Below are 18,872 nucleotides of genomic sequence, written 5' to 3'. Positions count from 1 at the left end.
ATGAATGAAGTCAGAACGGAGGGCACATGGCTACTGTAGTAAAGCACCGCAAGGTGAATATCGTTGTGCTGGAGCAGGACGAGCAAATCAACGGGCATTGCCGCGAAGGCGATATTGCCATTTTGTCGGATGCCGCTGGCTGGTGGATCAAGTTTGTCGGTGCGGATGGGCAGATCGACTGTTATGGCATTCCCTATCCCTCCTACAATGAAGCCTTGTGGTCGGCCAAGGCGGCGGCCGAGTTTGGTACCTGACGACAGAGTGCTGGACAAGCTAGAGGAGTATCCCTATAATGCTGCTTCTTTCGAACGGCATGCTGTTTGAAAGACGCAGAAGTAAAGCAGTTTTGCTGGGTAATTGATTTGGTGATTAAGTCGCCTTATCAAATAAATGATAGAAAATATCAAACTTTGCAAAACAAAATTAATGCTTTATAATAACTGCACAGTGCGGCTGTAGCTCAGCTGGATAGAGTACTTGGCTACGAACCAAGGGGTCGTGGGTTCGATTCCTGCCAGCCGCACCACTAGTTTTACCCAGGGGAGTTGGAAGATTCTTCTGTTTTCAAACGAGAAAGAGCTTGTTATAATCTTCTTGTTTTGCGCGGCTGTAGCTCAGCTGGATAGAGTACTTGGCTACGAACCAAGGGGTCGTGGGTTCGATTCCTGCCAGCCGCACCAGAATTAAAGTTGAATAGACTGTCGAGTCTGTTTGGCAAGTAGTAGAAGTTGTAAAAGTTAAGCGGCTGTAGCTCAGCTGGATAGAGTACTTGGCTACGAACCAAGGGGTCGTGGGTTCGATTCCTGCCAGCCGCACCAAATATGTAGAAGGGCCTGATGAGAAATCATCGGGCCCTTTTGCTTTTTGCCTGACGTCCGCCAAGCACACATTCCTATTGGCATTTTCTTGAAAATGCCCGATGATCTGACGATCATAGTGACGGGAGTGTGTGCATGAGCATCATCACTAATATTGAAGACCTGCGCAGATTGGCCAAGAAGCGTGTGCCGCGCATGTTTTACGATTACGCTGATGCCGGCTCCTGGACCGAATCCACCTATCGCGCCAATCACGCAGACTTCGCCGGCATTAAATTCCGCCAGCGCGTGGCGGTGAATCTTGAAAACCGTTCCGTTGCCAGCACCATGATTGGTCAGGACGTGGCGATGCCGGTCGCCCTGGCGCCGACGGGGCTCACCGGCATGCAGCATGCCGATGGCGAAATTCTCGCCGCCAAGGCCGCGGAAAAATTCGGTGTGCCGTTCACGCTGTCCACCATGAGCATCTGCTCGATCGAGGATATCGCCGCCAACACCAGCAAGCCGTTCTGGTTCCAGCTGTATGTGATGAAGGACCGCGATTTCATAAACCGCCTGATCGACCGCGCCAAAGCCGCGCGCTGCTCGGCGCTGGTGCTGACGCTGGATTTGCAGGTGCTGGGCCAGCGCCACAAGGATTTGCGCAACGGTCTGTCGGCGCCGCCCAAGCTGACCATCGCGAACCTGATCAACCTGGCGACCAAGCCACGCTGGTGCCTGGGCATGCTGGGCACCAAGCGGCGCACCTTCGGCAATATCGTTGGCCATGCGACGTCGGTGTCGGACATGTCTTCGCTGTCGTCGTGGACCTCGCAGCAGTTTGATCTCGGTTTGTCGTGGAAGGATGTGGAGTGGATCAAGCAGCGCTGGGGCGGTAAGCTGATCATCAAAGGCATCATGGATGCGGAAGATGCGCGCCTGTGCGTGGAAAGTGGGGCCGATGCGCTCATCGTCTCCAACCACGGCGGCCGCCAGCTCGATGGCGCCGAATCGTCGATCCGCGCGCTGCCCGGCATTGTCGATGCGGTGGGCAAGCAGATTGAAGTGCATATGGATGGCGGCATCCGCTCCGGCCAGGATGTCATCAAGGCCTTGGCCCTGGGCGCGCAAGGCGTCTACATCGGCCGTCCTTTCTTGTACGGCCTGGGCGCGATGGGTGAGGAGGGCGTCAGCAAGTGCCTGCAGATCATCCGCAATGAGCTGGATCTGACGATGGCGTTCTGCGGCCTGCGCGATGTGCGCCAGGTGGATAAAAATATTTTGTTGCCGGGGACTTTTTAATGCTGGATCAAGCAGTAGGCCACACTTACACCGCTACCGAATCGCTGGCGCCGAGCCAGCGCATGCATCTTGTGCTGCTGGGCGTGGAAAACGTCGCAAAGTCAGCACAGTTTTATGAAACACTGGGCTGGACGCGGTCGCCGACCAGCAGCGAAGGCTTCGTCAAGTTCAATATGGGCGGCTATGCGATCTGCCTGGTTAATCGCGCGGATATGGCGCAAGACGCGTTGCAGCCGGAAGAGAAAATGCAGGGCTTTTCCGGTGTCGCCCTGATCCACCTGACGCGCAATGCGGCAGATGTGCCGCGCATCCTGGCCAGGGCAGAAGAAGCGGGCGGCAAGATCGTCAAGCCTGCCACCCGCACCAACTGGGGTGTCGCCGGTTTTTTCAAGGATCCCGACGGCCACCTGTTTGAGGTGGATTACGAAAGCGGGTGGATGCTCGATGATGCGCACCATCTGGTGGTGGACCGCGTCAACCTGTAAGCAGCTCCACATTGCGCTCTGCCAGCAGCGGCAGGGCGCGTCCCATCACCAGCGACTGATAGTGCTCCGACTGTCGATGCGCTTCAATCGCTGCCTGGTCCGAGTAGCGTTCAATCAGCAGCAGGCCGTGAGGTGGGGCGACATTGCGATAGACCTCGTAACTGATGCAGCCTGGCTCCGCCAATGATTTCGGACGTAGTTCCGCCAGAATGGCCAGTACCTCTCCCAGTGCGCCTTCCTTGGGCTGCCAACGTGCGACGACGGTGATCGGGCCACTCATTTCGATGCTCCCTGCAAGGCGTTGACGATTTCCTCTGCCAGCGCTGTACCGGAGGCGGGGTTCTGTCCGGTCATCAGGCGGCCGTCAACGACTACCTTGGCTTGCCACACATCCGTTGCCGAGTACTCGGCGCCTTCGGCTTTCAGTGCGTCTTCCAGATTGAAGGGCACATCGGCCTGGGCGTAGCCAGCTTCTTCTGCATTGGAGAAGGAAGTCAGTTTGCGGCCGCGCAGCAGTGGCGTGCCGTCTTCCAGCGTCACGCCGAGGAAAGCTGCTGGGCCATGGCAGACTGCGGAGACGATCTTGCCATTATCCCAGGCGCGGGCAACGGCGCGCTTTACGTCTGGATCATGGGCGATATCGACCATTGGACCCAGGCCGCCGGGGAAGAAAATCGCGTCGTAGTCCAGCACATCGACTTCCGACAGTTTTCGGCTGTGCGCCAGGCGGCGAATGGCCAGGCCATTGCGGAAAGCGCGTTGCGATGGATCGGTTTCATCGTAACCATCCTCGGGTACAAAGCCGCCCAGTGGCGAGGCGTATTCCACGGCGATGCCAGCCTGCTCGAACACTTCGTAAGGATGGGCGACCTCGGGGAAGAAGTAGCCGGTGCGGCGGTTGTTCGGGCCGATCTCGGCAGCGTTTGTCAAAATAAACAGTACATGTTTCATGGCTAGCTCCTTGGTTGAAATGTCCGCCGTAGCGCGGGTTGAAGTAACTATAGGAGCGGGCAGGCGGTCGCGGTAGATACTGTTATGATGACTCAATGTCAAACAAAATAATACAATCATGAGTGATCCTTCCCCGATACTGGACGAGTTGCGCGCCATGGCGGTCTTTGCGACGGTGGTACGCAGCGGCAGTTTTGCGGCTGGCGCCAGGGCGCTGGGGCTGACGCGGGCGGTCGTCAGCCACCATGTGCGAACGCTGGAGGCCAAGCTGGGCGTGCCGCTGGCCCAGCGCAGTACGCGCAGTTTCAGCCTGACGCCAGCAGGCGAAGCGTTTCGCGTCCATTGCGAGCGGTTGCTGGATGAGGCGCATGATGGCATCCGCGGCATGGAGCTGCTGCGTGCCGAGCCACGTGGCGAGGTGCGTATCACGTGCTCCCATCACTTCGGTAATAAACGCATCCTGCCGGCGCTGCTGGAATTCCGGCGGCGTTATCCAGCGATACGGCTGCATGTATCAATGAATGATGCAAATGTGGACCTGATGCAGAAAGGGATAGAGCTGGCCGTGCGCGCCGGGCCGTTGGCCGATTCATCGCTGGTAGCGCGTCGCCTGGTGCGGGAGCCGACCATGCTGTGTGCATCGCCCGCTTATTTGCGCCGCTACCGCGCGCCATCGACGCTGTCGGAGCTGGAGCAGCATCGCTGGGTGGTGTATCCACCGAGCCAGCGCACATTGAATGTGCAGGTGGACGGCCAGACTGTGCCCGTGGAGGTTCGGGGTGACGTGGTCACGGACAGCGCAGCCTCCCGCCTGGCGTTTGTGCTGGCGGGGGAAGGTATCGCCCGCCTGCCAGCCTATGATGCGGCGGCGCCGCTGGCTTCGGGAGAACTGGTGCAGCTACTACCCGAGGTGCAGACAGCGCCACTGGAAATCTACCTCGTCCACGCCCAGCGCATCGGCCCAAGTGCACGCCTGTTGAGAGATTTTCTCCTCAGCGAGGCCGATGATTGATGAGGTGGGCGCTTGTGTATGTTGCCGTTGGCGGAAGCCGTTCGCTGTTCGTACGTCAGCCAACCATGTTGCGCGGCGCGCCGTTTTGCCAGGCCTCGATATTGTCGATGAGTTGATCAACCAGTGTCTGCATCGCCTGCGAACTGGCCCAGGCCGAGTGTGGTGTGAGGATGAAGTTGGGCAGGCGCAGGTTGAGCAGCACGTTGTCGGCTGGCGGCGGTTCGGTAATCAGTACGTCGAAACCGGCGCCCGCAATGAGGCCAGTGCGCAGCGCGTCGGCCAGCGCCTCTTCGTCGACCAGGCCACCGCGCGCGGTGTTGATTAGCAGGGCGCTGCGTTTCATGCGAATTAGTTCTTTGGCGCTGATCATGTTGCGGGTCTTGTCGGTCAGCGGCAGGTGCAGGCTGATGACGTCTGATGTCTCCAGCACTTCGTCGAAGCTGGCTTCACGCACGCCATCGGCGGCGGCATCTGGCAGCGGTGAGCGGTTGTGGACGATGACTTCCATGCCGAACGCGCGTGCGATCTGCGCGGTGGCTTTGCCCAGCGCGCCGTAGCCGAACAATCCCAGGCGGCTGCCCGCGAGGTCGGAGATCGGATGGCCGAACAGGCAGAAACGTTCGGACTTCTGCCACAGGCCTGCTTCAATATCCGCGCGGTAGGCAACCAGCTGGCGGCGCAGGGCGAGGATCAGCGCAAACGTGTGCTCCGGCAGCGTATTGACTGCGTAGTTGCGGATGTTGGTCACTGCGATGCCGCGCTCCCTGGCGGCGGCGAGGTCGATGATGTTGGTGCCCGTGGCCGCGACGGCGATCAGCTTCAGGTCCGGCAGCTGCGCAAGGTCGCTGGCGCTCAAGGGCACTTTGTTGGTGATGCAGATGGTGGCGCGCGCGTCGCGCAGGCGCTGCACGGCGTCGCCTGCGCTGGTGGCGGGATATTCCGTCCACTCATGTGCAAAGCCAGGCTTGCGGACATTGGCGATGACGCTGTCGCGGTCGAGGAAGACGATGCGGTGTGCTTGGCTCATATGGCTACCTCAAAAGATGGGGCACGCGCGACGTTCTTCGGCAGGCGCATGCCAGGGTGATTGGAAAACAGTTCGGCGACCCACTCGACAAACACGCGCACCTTGGCCGACAGATGGCGGTTCTGTGGATACACCACGTGAATCGGCAGGGGATCGCTGACCCAGTCGTCGAGTACCGATTCAAAGCGGCCGTCTTTCAGCATGGGCTCCATCATCAGTTTCGACATTTGCACAATGCCCAGTCCCGCCAGTCCCGCTGCCGTGTAGGCATTGCTGTCGTTGAGCGCGATATGGCCGGGCAGGGCGACCTGTACCCGCTCGCCATCGCGGGTAAAGTCCCAGTCGTAGATTTTACCGGTACGCGCGGAAAAATAATTTACGCAGCGGTGACGCAGCAAATCATTCGGGTGTGTGGGGCGGCCGAACTGGTTCAGATAGCCCGGCGTGGCGCAGGTAACAAAATGCAGGATGCCGACGCGCCGCGCAATCAGGCTGGAATCGCCGAGCGCACCGCCGCGCACGGCGCAGTCCACACCTTCTTCAATCAGGTCGACCGGCCGGTCGCTGCAACCCAGTTCCAGCTGGATGTCCGGATAGCGGGCGAAGAAATCGGACAGGGCAGGGACAATCACCTCGCTGGCCAGGCCGGTGGGGGCATCGACCCGCAGCCGTCCGCTGGGACTGAGCCGGGTGCGCGACAGCGATTCCTCGGCCTCGCGCACGTCGGACAGGATGCGCAGGCAGCGTTCATAGTAAGCCGCACCGTCGGCCGTCACGCTCACGTGGCGCGTAGTCCGGTGCAGCAGCTTGACCGCCAGCGAGGTCTCCAGCGACTGGATCAGCGTGGACACCGTGGCTTTAGGTAGTTTCATGTTTTCGGCAGCACGGGTGAAGCCACCGGCATCCACCACCTGCACAAACACTTCCATCGCTTGAAGTTTATTCATCTTTGAGCCCCATTGTTCGGTATTCTGAACAATCAATTCATCTTTACCGTATTTATCGGATTGTAGAACAAGTTTAAGATTGCTGTACTGCACAAAGTAAAAGACGAAGAAAGGAGGACTTATCATGAAATATCGGGATGCAATTTTCGCAACGATAGCACTGGCGGCGACGTCGGTTGCACTGGCAGGCGTGGTATATACCGATGCCTATTCACACGCCGCGAAAGCGGAAGTTCATGGCGTTCGCGCCCTCACGCTGGTGGCCAGCGGTGACGAGATCGCGTGCGATCCTGCTACCATGTTGTCCTCCAATGAATCGGGAACGGTGCAACAATGAACAATCCAGTAGAGAAGCTGCCGACGCTGTCGGATCAACTGAAAGTCCGCAGCCTTGAGGTCAAGGGCGCGGAAGGTCCGTTGTCGGCGCGTCTCTACACCAGTGGCGATGCCGGGCCTAAGCGCGACACGCTGCTGGTCTTCTTCCACGCCGGCGGCTTTGTCGGCGGCGACCTGGAAGATGCGGACTTGTTCCTGCGCCACATGGCGGACGATAGCCAGCATGTAGCCGTGCTGGCGTCGGCCTACACGCTGGCCACCGAAAAGCCATTCCCGGCTGCGGTAGAAGATGCACACGCGGTGCTGGTCTGGGCCAAGAAGAACAAGGCCAAACTGGGCTGGACCGGCAAGCAGCTGCTGGTCGCGGGTATCGAAGCGGGCGCCAATCTGGCAGCCGTCTGCGCGCTGATGTCGCGCGACCGCGGCGGTCCGGCACTCGGCGGGCAAATCCTCATCATGCCGATGCTGGATCCGGGCCTGACCACCTGTTCGATGCGCGAACTGCAAGCGCCGGAACTGCTGGACGTGGCTGACGCTTGCGCCAAGGCCTACCGCGGTTACCTGCCCAATGCTGCCGATCGCACGCACCCTTATGCATCACCGCTGCAATCGAGCCGTTTGAAAAACCTGCCACCGGCCTTGATCCTGTCAACCGAAGACGATCCGCTGCGCGATGAGGCGGAACAATACGGCGCCAAGCTGATTGGCTGCGGCGTCAAAACCACTGTCCGGCGTATGCAACCGGCGCCCCTGAACGATGCGGGGGCACGCAACGAATGTGCTTGTCGATGTCAAGCGCTGGGAGAAATCGCCAGTTTCATCGCTGGCCTGGAACGGTCTGAGACACCGCCAGCCGCATAGGATTCCCCAAACCCTAAGCAGTATCTGAGTTACGTCCCCACTGGCTTGCCGGCGGGGCGCTAGTACCGTGTTTTCTCGATTTTTCCTGAGACCGCCCGGTGCCGCCTTTTCTATTAATTATTTTCATACAAAAAGGATTTTAAATGAAAAACATTAAATCAATGACCGCTGTAGCCCGGCCACTGGCCGCCGCTATGGCGCTGGCGGGCCTGGCCGCAATTTCCCTTTCTGGCTGCGGTGAAGCAAATAGCAAAGCAGCTGAGGCACCGGCAGGTGCGGGCGGTCCGCCGATTTCGGCAGCGGCCGTGGTCGAGAAAACCATCACTGAAACCCAGGAGTTCTCGGGCCGCCTGGAAGCGATTGAACAAGTGCAGATCCGTCCACGCGTTGGTGGCTTCATCACCGCCATCAACTTCAAGCCTGGTTCGCAGGTGAAGAAGGGCGACGTGCTGTTCGTGATCGATCCACGTCCATTCCAGGCTGAAGCCAATCGCGCCGAAGCCGCTGCCAACTCGGCGCGCGCCAAAGCCGATCTGGCCAAGGTGGAACTGGTGCGTTCCGAGAAACTGCTGGCTGACAAGGCCATCGCGCAGCGCGAATACGACGCGTCGGCATCGAGCTACAAACAGCTGGATGCAGATGCCCGCGCCTCGCAAGCCCAGTATGAAGCCGCGAAGCTGAACCTGAGCTATACCCAGGTGACCTCGCCGATCAACGGCCGTGTGTCGAAAGCGGAAATCACGCTGGGTAACCTGGTGGATGCGTCGGCAGTGCTGACCTCCGTGGTGTCGCTGGAGCAGATCTACGCATCGTTCGACGGTGACGAAGAAACCTATCTGCGCGTTGGCGCCGCTGCCCACAAAGGCACGCCCGCCATCGTCAAGATCGGCCTGGCCAATGAAACCGGCTTCCCGCATGAAGGCAAGCTGGAATTCGTCGACAATCAGCTGGACCCACGCAGCGGTTCGGTGCGCATGCGCGCCACCCTGACGAACGCCGATGGCTTGCTGGTACCAGGCTTGTTCGCCCGCGTCCAACTGGCCGGCACCACTGGCGCCAAGCCTGCGGTGCTGATCAACGAGCGCGCTGTCAACACGGACCAGAACCGCAAGTTCGTGTTCGTGGTCGACAAGGACAACAAGGCTGAATACCGTCCGGTCACGCTGGGCCAGCAGATTGATGGCCTGCGCATCGTGCGTGATGGCCTGAAACCGGGCGAGAAGATCGTCGTGAACGGCCTGCAACGCGTGAAGCCAGGTGCGCCGCTGACCCCGACCATCGTGCCGATGGATTCGGACCCGCTGGCAGCCAACGTAGCCAAAAAAGAAGAGAAAGTCGCCATCGCTAAGACTGGCACTACCAAGGAATAATTAAATGAATATCTCTCGATTTTTCGTCGACAAGCCGATCTTCGCGGCGGTACTGTCGATCGTTATCTTCGTCGCCGGCTTGATATCGATTTTCAAGCTGCCGATCTCGGAGTACCCGGACGTGGTGCCGCCATCCGTGGTGGTGCGTGCGCAGTATCCTGGTGCGAATCCGAAGATCATTGCGGAAACCGTGGCTGCACCGCTTGAGGAGCAGATTAACGGTGTCGAGAACATGCTGTACATGTCCTCGCAAAACACCTCGGATGGCGCGCTGGCGCTGACCGTTACCTTCAAGATCGGCACCAACGTCGAGCAGGCGGAAACACAAGTGCAGAACCGCGTTCAGCGCGCGCTGCCACGCCTGCCGGAAGAGGTGCGCCAGATTGGCGTGACGACCGTCAAGTCGTCGCCTAACCTGACCATGGTGGTCCACCTGAATTCGCCGAACGGTCGTTACGACGACCTGTATCTGCGCAATTACGCGGTGCTCAACATCAAGGACCAGTTGGCGCGTCTGCCTGGCATGGGTGAGGTACAGCTGTTCGGTTCCGGCGACTATGCCATGCGCGTCTGGCTCGATCCACAGAAAGTCGCCCAACGCGGTCTGACCGCTGGCGACGTGGTGGCGTCGATCCGCGAGCAGAACGTTCAGGTGGCAGCCGGTGTGATCGGTCAGGGGCCAGCAAAAAATGCTGACTTCCAGTTGACCGTGAACACGCAAGGCCGTCTGCAGTCGGAAGAAGAATTCGGCAACATCATCCTGAAGACCAATGCCGACGGCGCGGTAACGCTGCTGAAGGACGTGGCTCGCCTGGAGATGGGTTCGAACTCCTACGCCCTGCGCTCGCTGCTGAACAACAAATCGGCGGTGGCGATTCCAATTTTCGAAGCACCTAACGCGAACGCACTGCAGCTGTCGCATGATGTGCGCGAAACCATGGCCCGCCTGTCGAAAGATTTCCCGGAAGGCGTCGAATACAGCGTTGTATACGACCCGACCCAATTCGTGCGTGAGTCGATCAACGCCGTCATCCACACCCTGGTCGAAGCGATCATTCTGGTGGCGCTGGTGGTGATCATCTTCCTGCAAACCTGGCGCGCATCGGTGATTCCGTTGCTGGCTGTTCCGGTGTCGGTGGTAGGTACGTTTGCCGTGATGCTGGCCTTTGGCTTCTCGATCAACACGCTGTCACTGTTCGGCCTTGTGCTGGCCATCGGTATCGTGGTCGATGATGCGATCGTGGTGGTGGAAAACGTCGAGCGTAATATTCACGATGGGCTGAATCCACGTGATGCGACCATCCAGGCGATGAAAGAGGTGAGTGGTCCGATCATCGCGATTGCACTGGTACTGTGCGCCGTGTTCGTGCCGATCGCTTTCGTATCCGGTCTGTCGGGCCAGTTCTACAAGCAGTTCGCACTGACCATCGCGATTTCGACCGTGATCTCGGCATTCAGCTCGCTGACCCTGGCGCCGGCACTGGCCGCATCGCTGCTGAAATCGCACGATGCACCGAAAGACGTGGTGACCCGTGGCATGGACAAGGTGTTTGGCGGTTTCTTCGCCTGGTTCAACCGTTTCTTCAACCGTGCTTCGCACAGCTATGAAACTGGCGTGACCGGCGTTCTGAAACGCAAAGGCTCGTCGCTGGTGGTGTATGCCGTGCTGGCGGTTGCTGCTGGCTTCATGTTCAAGCTGGTGCCTCCGGGCTTCGTGCCATCGCAGGACAAGCAGTACCTGATCGGCTTCGCACAGCTGCCTGACGCTGCATCGCTGGACCGTACCGACGCCGTGATCCGCAAGATGTCGGACATCGCCAAGGATATCCCAGGCGTGGAGAACTCGATCTCCTTCCCGGGCCTGTCGATCAACGGCTTCACCAATGCGCCTAACGCCGGTATCGTGTTCGTTGGCCTGGCGCCGTTCGACAAGCGTACGACCAAGGAAACCTCGGCCGATGCGATTGCCGCTGAAATCAACAAGCGTATGGGCTCGATCGAAGGCGCGTTTGTGATGGTGCTGGGTCCTCCACCGGTGAGTGGCCTGGGTACCACCGGCGGCTTCAAGCTGATGGTCGAAGACCGCGACAACCTCGGTTACGACGCGCTGTATAAAGCAGTGCAGGCAGTGCAGATGAAAGCATGGCAGAACCCGAAACTGGCTGGCGTCTTCTCGAGCTACCAGATCAACGTGCCGCAGCTGTTTGCTGACATCGACCGCGCCAAAGCCAAGCAACTGGGCGTGCCGCTGAATACGATCTACCAGACCTTGCAGATCAATCTGGGTTCGCTGTATGTGAATGACTTCAACCAGTTTGGCCGTACCTACCAGGTGCGTGTGCAGGCTGACCAGCAGTTCCGTTCGCACGCAGAAGACATCGCCCAGCTGAAAGTCCGCAACGAGAAGGGTGAAATGATTCCGCTGTCCTCGCTGATGCGTGTGAAAGACAGCTATGGCCCGGACCGCGTACAGCGTTACAACGCTTACGTGGCAGCAGAGATCAACGGTGCACCAGCGCCTGGCGTATCGACTGGCGAAGCACAGGCTGAGATGACCAAGATCGTCAACGAAGTCCTGCCGAAAGGTATCAGTTACGAATGGACTGAGCTGGTGTATCAGGACATCCTGTCGGGTAACACCATGATTTACGTGTTCCCACTGTGCGTGCTGCTGGTCTTCCTGGTGCTGGCTGCGCAGTACGAAAGCTGGACCCTGCCGCTGGCGGTGATCCTGATTGTGCCGATGTCGATTCTGTGCGCGCTGATTGGCGTGAAACTGACCCACGGCGACAACAACGTGTTCACCCAGATTGCGCTGTTCGTGCTGGTTGGTCTGGCGTCGAAGAATGCGATTCTGATTGTGGAGTTTGCACGTGAACTGGAACACCATGGCCGTTCGATCGTTGAAGCCGCGCTGGAAGCCTGCCGTCTGCGTCTGCGTCCGATTCTGATGACGTCGATCGCATTCATCATGGGCGTGCTGCCGCTGGTGTTCTCGCACGGTGCAGGTGCGGAAATGCGTCATGCAATGGGTGTGGCGGTGTTTGCCGGCATGCTGGGCGTGACCTTCTTCGGCCTGTTCCTGACGCCGGTGTTCTACGTCCTGCTGCGTACCCTGGCTGTGCGTCTGGAAAAGAAAAAACCAGCCGTGGTGGCGGAAGCTGCTCCGGCCAAACTGGAAGGGACTCACTAATATGAACAAGCTGCATATGATCGCAAAAGGTGTCGCGCCTATCCTGGCGGCCTTGCTGATGACCGCGTGCGCCGCACCGGAATTCAAGCAGCCTGCGATGGAAGTGCCGACCGCGTTCAAGGAATCGCAAGCGCCGGAAGCTGCGGTGAAAACCGCTGCCGACGGCAGCACCTGGAAACAGGCGCAGGCTGCGGAAGCGCAGCCTCGCGGCGAATGGTGGCTGGCGTTCAACGATCCAGCGCTCAATGAACTGGTCAACGAAGCCACCCGCGCCAACGCCAACCTGGCCGTGGCTGCGGCCCGCGTCAAGCAGGCCCGCGCCATCGCCGGCATCGCTGAAGCGGACCGTATTCCACAGGTAGGCGTTGCAGCTGGTGCGCAGCGCCTGCAACAGTCGGATGTGGCACTGGGGCTGCCAGCCGGTACGCCAGTGTCGCCGTCCAAGGTATTCAACGCCAACCTGACGGCGAGCTACGAGGTTGACCTGTTCGGCCGCGTTTCGTCGAACGTGGCGGCGGCGCGCGGCGATGCGGCTTCGGTGGAAGCGAATTACCGTTCGGTGCTGCTGTCGGTGCAAGCGGATGTGGCGCAGACGTACTTCCGTCTGCGTTCCACCGACGCTGAGCTGGAAACCTTGAACCGCACGGTGCAGACCCGCGAAGAAAACGTCAAAGTCAACCAGCGCCGTTTCGACCTGGGCGACATTGGCGAGTTCGATCTGTCGCGTGCCAAGACCGAGCTGGCGACCGCGAAAGCGGAAGCCATCGGCTTGCAGCGTCAGCGTGCGACCACCGAGCATGCGCTGGCGGTCCTGCTGGGCAAACCAGCGGCCACCTATACGGCTGGTAACAGCCCGCTGCTGGACAGCACCTTGCTGCCAGTGATTCCTGCCGGCCTGCCATCGACCCTGCTGGAGCGTCGTCCGGACATCGCCGCCGCACAGCGCGCGATGGAAGCCTCGAATGCACGGATCGGTGTCGCCCGTTCGGCGATGTTCCCATCGCTGATGCTGAATGCGAATGCGGGCGGCACATCGGGTAATACCGTGGCCGATGTGTTCAAGTGGAGCAGCCGTTCGTGGCTGCTGGGCGCAGCGCTGTCGATGCCGCTGATCGATGGTGGACGTAACAAGTCCAATATCCAGCGCAGTGAAGCGGCGCTGGAAGAGTCGGTCGGTACCTATCGCCAGAATGTGCTGACGGCGTTTGCGGAAGTGGAAGACAATCTGGCAGGTTTGCGTGTTCTGGCTGGCCAGACGGCGCAGATTGATGATGCCGTGGTGTCGGCCCGCCGCTCGGCGGATCTGGCGCAGAAGCTGTACACGGCCGGCCGTTCAAGCTATCTGGATTTGCTGGATGCGCAGCGTAATTTGGCATCGGTCGAACGTAGTGCAGTGCAGCTGCGTGGTAATCGCGCAGTGACCACGGTGGCGCTGATACGCGCGCTGGGCGGTGGCTGGGGTGATACGGTAACGCCGCCAACGACGTTGGCGCAGAAGTAAAAACAAAAAGCGAACCGAAAGGTTCGCTTTTTTTTCGCACCATTCCCGCTGGCGCGGGAGCGACGAAGATTACTTGGTGGTGACTGGTGCTGGAGTGGCTGCGGCTTCGGCTTTTTCAGCTTTGGCGTGAGCTTTGGATTTGGTTTTTGCGGCTTTGGCGTGAGCGTCGGCCTTGTCAGCTTTTTCTTCAGCCTTGGCGACGGCGACGTCTTTCTTGGCGTCGGCTTCTGCCTTGGCGGTTTTGGCTTCAGCTTTTACTTCAGCCTTGGTTTCTTTGGCGTCGGCTTTGGCGACGGCTTTGGTTTCTTTGGCTTCTGCCTTGGCAGCGGCAGGGGTTGCAGGAGCAGGGGCTTGTGCGAATGCAGCGGTAGCGAACAGGCCAGCGATCAGGGTAGCGATAACTTTTTTCATGATGTAATCCTTTGGTGAGGTTCAGGGCCCAGGACAATTCCTGCGTCTCTGAGCGTAAAACGCGTCCCGGTTTCTCATCGTTGACGGGCTTTACAATCGCTTACATGTTCGCCATCGCACAGTGATGGCGGGCAGACAGGCCTAGTCTGGCGATATGAAAGGCTCGCTCAAAACTTACAAGGCCAAGCGCAACTTCGCTATCACGCCGGAACCCGCTGAGGGCGGCGAGGAGGGCGTGGAGGCGCTGACCTTCGTGATTCAGAAGCACTGGGCTTCGCGCCTGCATTACGACTTCCGGCTTGAACTCGATGGCGTCATGATGAGTTGGGCCGTGCCTAAAGGTCCCAGTTACGACACGCACGACAAGCGCATGGCCGTGCATGTGGAAGACCACCCGATCTCCTATAACGATTTTGAAGGCACGATACCGCCCAAGCAATATGGCGCGGGTAAGGTCATCATCTGGGACAAGGGTACATGGCGCCCGCTTGACGATCCGCGCAAGGCGCTCAAGGCCGGCAATCTGAAGTTCGAGATCAACGGCCACAAGATGCACGGCCGCTGGGTGCTGGTGCGGATGAAGGGCAAAGGCGAAAAGCAGGAACCGTGGCTGCTCATCAAGGAGAACGACGAGTATGCGCGCTCCGCTGACGAGTTCAGTGTGGTCGATGAAATGCCGGACAGCGTCAAAGCGCTACCGATGCCGGACGCACCTGGCGCTCCCGCCGCCGCCTCCGCAACTGCGGCACCGGTGGACGGCGCCGCAGCCGAACGCGCAGCGCCCAAGGCTGCGCTGCCTGAGTCGCTGTCGCCACAACTGGCGACGCTGGTCGATGCACCGCCATCGGGAGCGGCCGACTGGCTGTTCGAAGTCAAGTTTGACGGCTACCGCCTGCTGGCCCGTATCGACGGCAAGGACATCCGCCTCATCACCCGCAACGGCAACGACTGGACGCACAAGCTGCAACCGCTACGTGACGAACTGGCCAGGCTCAAATTCCCACCCGGCTGGTATGACGGCGAAATCGTGGTCCATGATGATGAGGGCCGACCGGACTTCGGCCTGCTGCAAAACGCTTTCGACGAAGACAATCCCGGTAACATCGTATACTTCCTGTTTGATCTGCCGTTCCACAATGGTCACGACCTGCGCGATACGCCGCTGGAGCAGCGCCGCGCCATTCTGGAAAAAGTGCTGGTCAAACGCCAGACCGACAATGTGCGCTTCAGTACCGCGCTCAATGCGCCGCCGCAGGACATGATCGCCGCCGCCTGCCAGATGGGGCTTGAGGGCATCATCGGCAAGCGGCGCGATGCGCCATATAGTTCGCGCCGCAACGGCACTTGGATCAAACTCAAATGCGGTCTGCGGCAGGAGTTCGTCATCGGCGGCTATACCGATCCGCAAGGCTCGCGCAGCGGTTTCGGCTCACTCCTGCTTGGAACCTATGACAAGGACGGCAAGCTGCACTACGCGGGCAATGTCGGCAGCGGCTTTAACGCCGCGTCATTGAAAGCGCTGAAATCCAGAATGGACAAGCTGCACGCCGATAAAAGTCCTTTCGCCCCCAGCCGCGAGATCGACAAGAAAGCCCATTGGCTCAAGCCTGCACTGGTTGCGGAAGTGAGCTTCGGCGAGTGGACGCATTCGGGCTCGATCCGGCACGCTGTCTTCAAGGGACTGCGCAAGGACAAGAAGGCTAGCGTTATCGTGCGCGAGGAACCAAAGCACATCAAGGAATAACCAGTCATGCAAACTGCGCTCAGCTCCATGAAAATTACCAACCCTGATCGCGTGATCGACAAGGAAAGCGGTGCGACGAAAATCGCGCTGATACGCTACTACGCGCTGGTGGCGGACCTGATGATTCCGCATCTGAAAGGCCGCCCGGTGTCGCTGGTGCGGGCGCCGGAGGGTGTCGGCGGCGAGTTGTTCTTCCAGAAGCACGCCGAAATTTCGCGCATGCCTGGCGTGAAGCAGTTCAAGCAGTCACTCGATCCCGAGCATCCGCCCATGCTGGAAGTACCATCGGAACAAGCGCTGTTATCCGCCGCGCAGATGAATGTAGTGGAGCTGCACACGCAGAACGCCAGCGGCAGCAGCTACGAGAAACCCAACCGCATGGTGTTCGACCTCGATCCCGGCAAGGGCGTTACCTGGCGTCAGGTACAGGAGGCGGCGGTATTGCTGCGCGCTTTCCTGGACCAACTGGGCTTGCCGGCATTTCTGAAAACCAGCGGCGGCAAGGGTCTGCATGTGGTGGTGCCGGTGAAACCCGGTTACGGCTGGGATGACGTGAAGGACTTCTCGCAGGCGATCGTCGCCCATATGGCGGAGACGATACCGGAACGGCTGGTGTTGAAAAGCGGCCCGCGCAATCGCGTCGGCAAAATCTTCATCGACTATTTACGCAATGGACGCGGCGCGACGACGGTGGCTGCTTGGTCGGCGCGCACCCGGCCAGGGCTGGGCATTTCGGTGCCGATCACGTGGGACGAACTGGATAGCCTGCATGGCGCCGATCAGTGGAACGTCAGCAATGTGCACACACGCCTGGATGTCGGCAACGCGCCGTGGGACGATTACGCCAAATCGGCCAAGGGCCTCGCTGCCGCCATGAAGCTGATGAAGTTCAAGCCGGGCGCCAGCTGAGGCAGGGCAGTGAAGCTGCTGCGCTTACGCCGCCTTGGCGCGCGTGGTGGCGGATTTGGTCCGGCGCGCAGCAGGATGGGCGGAGGTTTTGCTGGTTTTGCTTGCGCTGCTGGTACGGCGTGTGGTGGTTGACTTGGTGCTGCGCTTGCCCAGACTATCCTGCAGCAGCGCCACCAGATCGACCACATTGGAAGCCTTGGGTGCCGCAGTCTCCTTCTCGGGCGCGGTGATGGTTTTGGTCTGTCCGGCCTTGATCTTTTTCTTTACCAGTGCGAGCACGTCTTCCTTGTAGGTATCGCGGTACTGCTCGGGCTTCCATTCCTCGCTCATGCCTTCCACCAGCGATAGCGCCATTTTGAGTTCCTTATCGCTGATGCCGGCGGCCTTCAAGGTCGCCGGCGGCAGCTTCAACTCTTCCGCGCTACGGATCTCGGTCGCATAGCGCAGTGTATTCAACACGATCTTGTCTTCCACGCACACCAGCGCGCACAGATGCTGTTTGGTACGCATCACCACCGTGGCGATACCCAGCTTGCCGGCTTTGCGCAAAGTCTCGCGCAGCAGCGCGTACACCTTGCCGCCGCCGCGCGCGGGCGCGAGATAATAGGGCGTCTCATAGTAGGTGAGCGGCACGTCGGCCGCATCGACGAAGGCCATGATGTCGATGGTCTGCGTGGCCTCGACATTGGCGCGTTTCAGGTCCTCGTCCGAAAGCACCACATACTCGTCGTCTTCATATTCGTAGCCCTTGACGATGTGGTCCCAACTGACCTCCTTGCCGCTGCTTTTGTTATAGCGCTTGTAGCCAATGGGCGAGAAGTCGCGCTTGTCCAGCATGGTCAGATCCAGGTCGTGCTCCTGCACGGCCGTGTACATTTCAACCGGAATATAGACCAGCCCGAAACTGATCGCCCCTTTCCACAACGCGCGCGCGGCCATGGTCAGCTCCCTACCGAGCCGGTGACCGGCAACACGATGCCGGTGATGTAGCTGGAACAGCAGGGCGCCGCCAGGAACACATATGACGGCGACAGTTCCTGCGGCTGGGCCGGACGCTTCATGTCCGTGGTCGCGCCAAACTGCGCCACTTTCTCTGCCGGCGCATCGGCGGGATTCAACGGCGTCCACACCGGCCCGGGCGCCACTGCGTTGACGCGTATGCCTTGCTCCAGCAGGTTGGAGGCCAGCGACATCGTGAATGCATGGATCGCGCCCTTGGTGGTCGAGTAATCCAGCAGATGCTTCGAGCCTTCCAGTCCCGTCACCGAGCCTGTATTGATGATCGAAGCGCCGCGCTTGAGGTAAGGCAGGGCGGCTTTGGCCATGTGGAAGTAGCCGTAGACATTGGTCTTCATGGTCAGGTCAAAGCGTTCTTCGGTCAGGTCAGTCAGTTTTTCCGCGTGCTCCTGGAAGGCCGCGTTGTTGACCAGGATGTCCAGGCGGCCAAAGCGTTCATGCGCCTGATGGACAGCGTCGCGGCAGAACGCTGCGTCGCGCACGTCGCCGCGGATCAGCAGGCAGGCCTGGCCTTCCGCTTCCACATAGCGCTTGGTGTCTTCCGCATCCTGGTCCTCGTTCAGGTAGACGATGGCCACATCCGCGCCTTCGCGCGCATACAGCACGGCGACGGCGCGGCCGATGCCGGAGTCGCCACCGGTAATGACGGCCGCCATGCCGGCCAGTTTGCCGCTGCCGCAGTAGTCCGGCGCGAGAAATTCCGGTTTCTGCTGCATATCGGCTTCCAGCCCCGGTTTTTCCAGGTGCTGGGCGGGTAGCGGCGTGCCGGGGTAGACGTGTTCGGTGGTCTGGACCGGGCCCTGGTCCTTGACGGTACTCGCGCGCTGAGCCTGCTGGTCGGTCTGGTCCTGGCGCTGCTGAATTTCACGCTGCAAGCTTGCCGCGCCCGGATCTGCGCGGTTTTCCGAATTTGACATGGTGTTCTCCTTAACCCTTGAGAACACAGTATTGGTGCCGCTCCCATGGTTGACGGTGCGCTTGTTAACATATGCAGTCAAACCACGGATCG

The 18,872-nt window shown here is 59.8% G+C and carries 16 protein-coding genes, 3 tRNA genes and 1 pseudogene; 13 read left to right on the top strand and 7 right to left on the bottom strand.

Annotated features, from left to right (window positions below; all coding sequences use genetic code 11):
- The first annotated feature begins 26 nt into the window (after window positions 1–26).
- From GTP58_RS23490 to GTP58_RS23465, 6 genes are all read left to right on the top strand, one after another.
- A complete protein-coding gene (locus GTP58_RS23490; RefSeq protein WP_161079512.1) occupies window positions 27–254 on the top strand; it encodes a hypothetical protein in 228 nt (75 codons plus the stop codon).
- A 195-nt stretch (window positions 255–449) separates the two neighbouring features.
- Window positions 450–526 (top strand) — tRNA-Arg (locus GTP58_RS23485).
- A 77-nt stretch (window positions 527–603) separates the two neighbouring features.
- A tRNA-Arg gene (locus tag GTP58_RS23480) sits at window positions 604–680 on the top strand.
- Between the two features lie 61 nt (window positions 681–741).
- Window positions 742–818: transfer RNA gene (locus tag GTP58_RS23475), tRNA-Arg, on the top strand.
- A gap of 135 nt (window positions 819–953) precedes the next feature.
- Window positions 954–2,099: an alpha-hydroxy acid oxidase gene (locus tag GTP58_RS23470; RefSeq protein ID WP_161079511.1), complete on the top strand. Its 1,146-nt coding sequence runs from the start codon at window positions 954–956 to the stop codon at window positions 2,097–2,099.
- On the top strand, window positions 2,099–2,584 hold the full coding sequence (locus tag GTP58_RS23465) for a VOC family protein (RefSeq protein ID WP_202413833.1): 486 nt from the start codon (window positions 2,099–2,101) through the stop codon (window positions 2,582–2,584). Before GTP58_RS23470 ends, GTP58_RS23465 begins: the two co-directional genes overlap by 1 nt.
- Here GTP58_RS23465 and GTP58_RS23460 read toward each other — a convergent pair.
- Complete coding sequence (locus GTP58_RS23460; protein ID WP_161079510.1) at window positions 2,574–2,864, bottom strand: putative quinol monooxygenase; 291 nt, start codon at window positions 2,862–2,864, stop codon at window positions 2,574–2,576. The two genes, GTP58_RS23465 and GTP58_RS23460, sit on opposite strands and share 11 nt — an antisense overlap.
- The gene (locus GTP58_RS23455; RefSeq protein WP_161079509.1) at window positions 2,861–3,535 is read right to left on the bottom strand and encodes a type 1 glutamine amidotransferase domain-containing protein; all 675 of its coding nucleotides are present in this window, start codon (window positions 3,533–3,535) and stop codon (window positions 2,861–2,863) included. The genes GTP58_RS23460 and GTP58_RS23455 overlap by 4 nt, the downstream gene beginning before the upstream one ends.
- A gap of 118 nt (window positions 3,536–3,653) precedes the next feature.
- Here GTP58_RS23455 and GTP58_RS23450 point away from each other — a divergent pair, with 118 nt between their 5' ends.
- Window positions 3,654–4,547: a LysR family transcriptional regulator gene (locus tag GTP58_RS23450; RefSeq protein WP_161079508.1), complete on the top strand. Its 894-nt coding sequence runs from the start codon at window positions 3,654–3,656 to the stop codon at window positions 4,545–4,547.
- A 55-nt stretch (window positions 4,548–4,602) separates the two neighbouring features.
- Here GTP58_RS23450 and GTP58_RS23445 read toward each other — a convergent pair whose 3' ends face one another.
- Window positions 4,603–5,574, bottom strand: a complete 972-nt coding sequence (locus tag GTP58_RS23445; RefSeq protein ID WP_161079507.1) for a D-2-hydroxyacid dehydrogenase — start codon at window positions 5,572–5,574, stop codon at window positions 4,603–4,605.
- On the bottom strand, window positions 5,571–6,521 hold the full coding sequence (locus GTP58_RS23440) for a LysR family transcriptional regulator (protein ID WP_072788360.1): 951 nt from the start codon (window positions 6,519–6,521) through the stop codon (window positions 5,571–5,573). Before GTP58_RS23440 ends, GTP58_RS23445 begins: the two co-directional genes overlap by 4 nt.
- 124 nt (window positions 6,522–6,645) lie before the next feature.
- On the opposite strand from GTP58_RS23440, the gene GTP58_RS23435 reads away from it, so the two are divergent.
- From GTP58_RS23435 to GTP58_RS23415, 5 genes are all read left to right on the top strand, one after another.
- A complete protein-coding gene (locus GTP58_RS23435) occupies window positions 6,646–6,858 on the top strand; it encodes a hypothetical protein (protein ID WP_161079506.1) in 213 nt (70 codons plus the stop codon).
- A complete protein-coding gene (locus GTP58_RS23430) occupies window positions 6,855–7,718 on the top strand; it encodes an alpha/beta hydrolase (RefSeq protein WP_072788358.1) in 864 nt (287 codons plus the stop codon). The genes GTP58_RS23435 and GTP58_RS23430 overlap by 4 nt, the downstream gene beginning before the upstream one ends.
- A gap of 143 nt (window positions 7,719–7,861) precedes the next feature.
- Window positions 7,862–9,088, top strand: coding sequence for an efflux RND transporter periplasmic adaptor subunit (locus GTP58_RS23425; RefSeq protein WP_072788356.1), 1,227 nt, complete (start codon window positions 7,862–7,864; stop codon window positions 9,086–9,088).
- A 4-nt stretch (window positions 9,089–9,092) separates the two neighbouring features.
- Window positions 9,093–12,281 carry an efflux RND transporter permease subunit gene (locus GTP58_RS23420; protein ID WP_161079505.1) on the top strand — a complete coding sequence of 1,063 codons (3,189 nt, stop codon included), beginning with the start codon at window positions 9,093–9,095 and terminating at the stop codon, window positions 12,279–12,281.
- 1 nt (window position 12,282) lies between these two features.
- Window positions 12,283–13,782, top strand: a complete 1,500-nt coding sequence (locus GTP58_RS23415) for an efflux transporter outer membrane subunit (RefSeq protein ID WP_161079504.1) — start codon at window positions 12,283–12,285, stop codon at window positions 13,780–13,782.
- A gap of 69 nt (window positions 13,783–13,851) precedes the next feature.
- On the opposite strand, the gene GTP58_RS23410 is transcribed toward GTP58_RS23415, so the two are convergent.
- The gene (locus GTP58_RS23410) at window positions 13,852–14,193 is read right to left on the bottom strand and encodes a hypothetical protein (RefSeq protein WP_072788349.1); all 342 of its coding nucleotides are present in this window, start codon (window positions 14,191–14,193) and stop codon (window positions 13,852–13,854) included.
- A gap of 154 nt (window positions 14,194–14,347) precedes the next feature.
- On the opposite strand from GTP58_RS23410, the pseudogene ligD reads away from it, so the two are divergent.
- Window positions 14,348–16,846: pseudogene (gene ligD, locus GTP58_RS23405) on the top strand (DNA ligase D).
- Window positions 16,847–16,870: 24 nt separating this feature from the next.
- On the opposite strand, the gene GTP58_RS23400 reads toward ligD, so the two are convergent.
- The gene (locus GTP58_RS23400) at window positions 16,871–17,785 is read right to left on the bottom strand and encodes a Ku protein (protein WP_161079503.1); all 915 of its coding nucleotides are present in this window, start codon (window positions 17,783–17,785) and stop codon (window positions 16,871–16,873) included.
- A gap of 2 nt (window positions 17,786–17,787) precedes the next feature.
- On the bottom strand, window positions 17,788–18,780 hold the full coding sequence (locus tag GTP58_RS23395; protein WP_161079502.1) for an SDR family oxidoreductase: 993 nt from the start codon (window positions 18,778–18,780) through the stop codon (window positions 17,788–17,790).
- Between the last annotated feature and the right edge of the window lie 92 nt (window positions 18,781–18,872).

The organism is Duganella sp. CY15W (genome assembly GCF_009857555.1).
GTDB classification, from domain to species: domain Bacteria; phylum Pseudomonadota; class Gammaproteobacteria; order Burkholderiales; family Burkholderiaceae_D; genus Rugamonas; species Rugamonas sacchari.
This window is presented reverse-complemented; position numbering and strand designations above follow the sequence as displayed.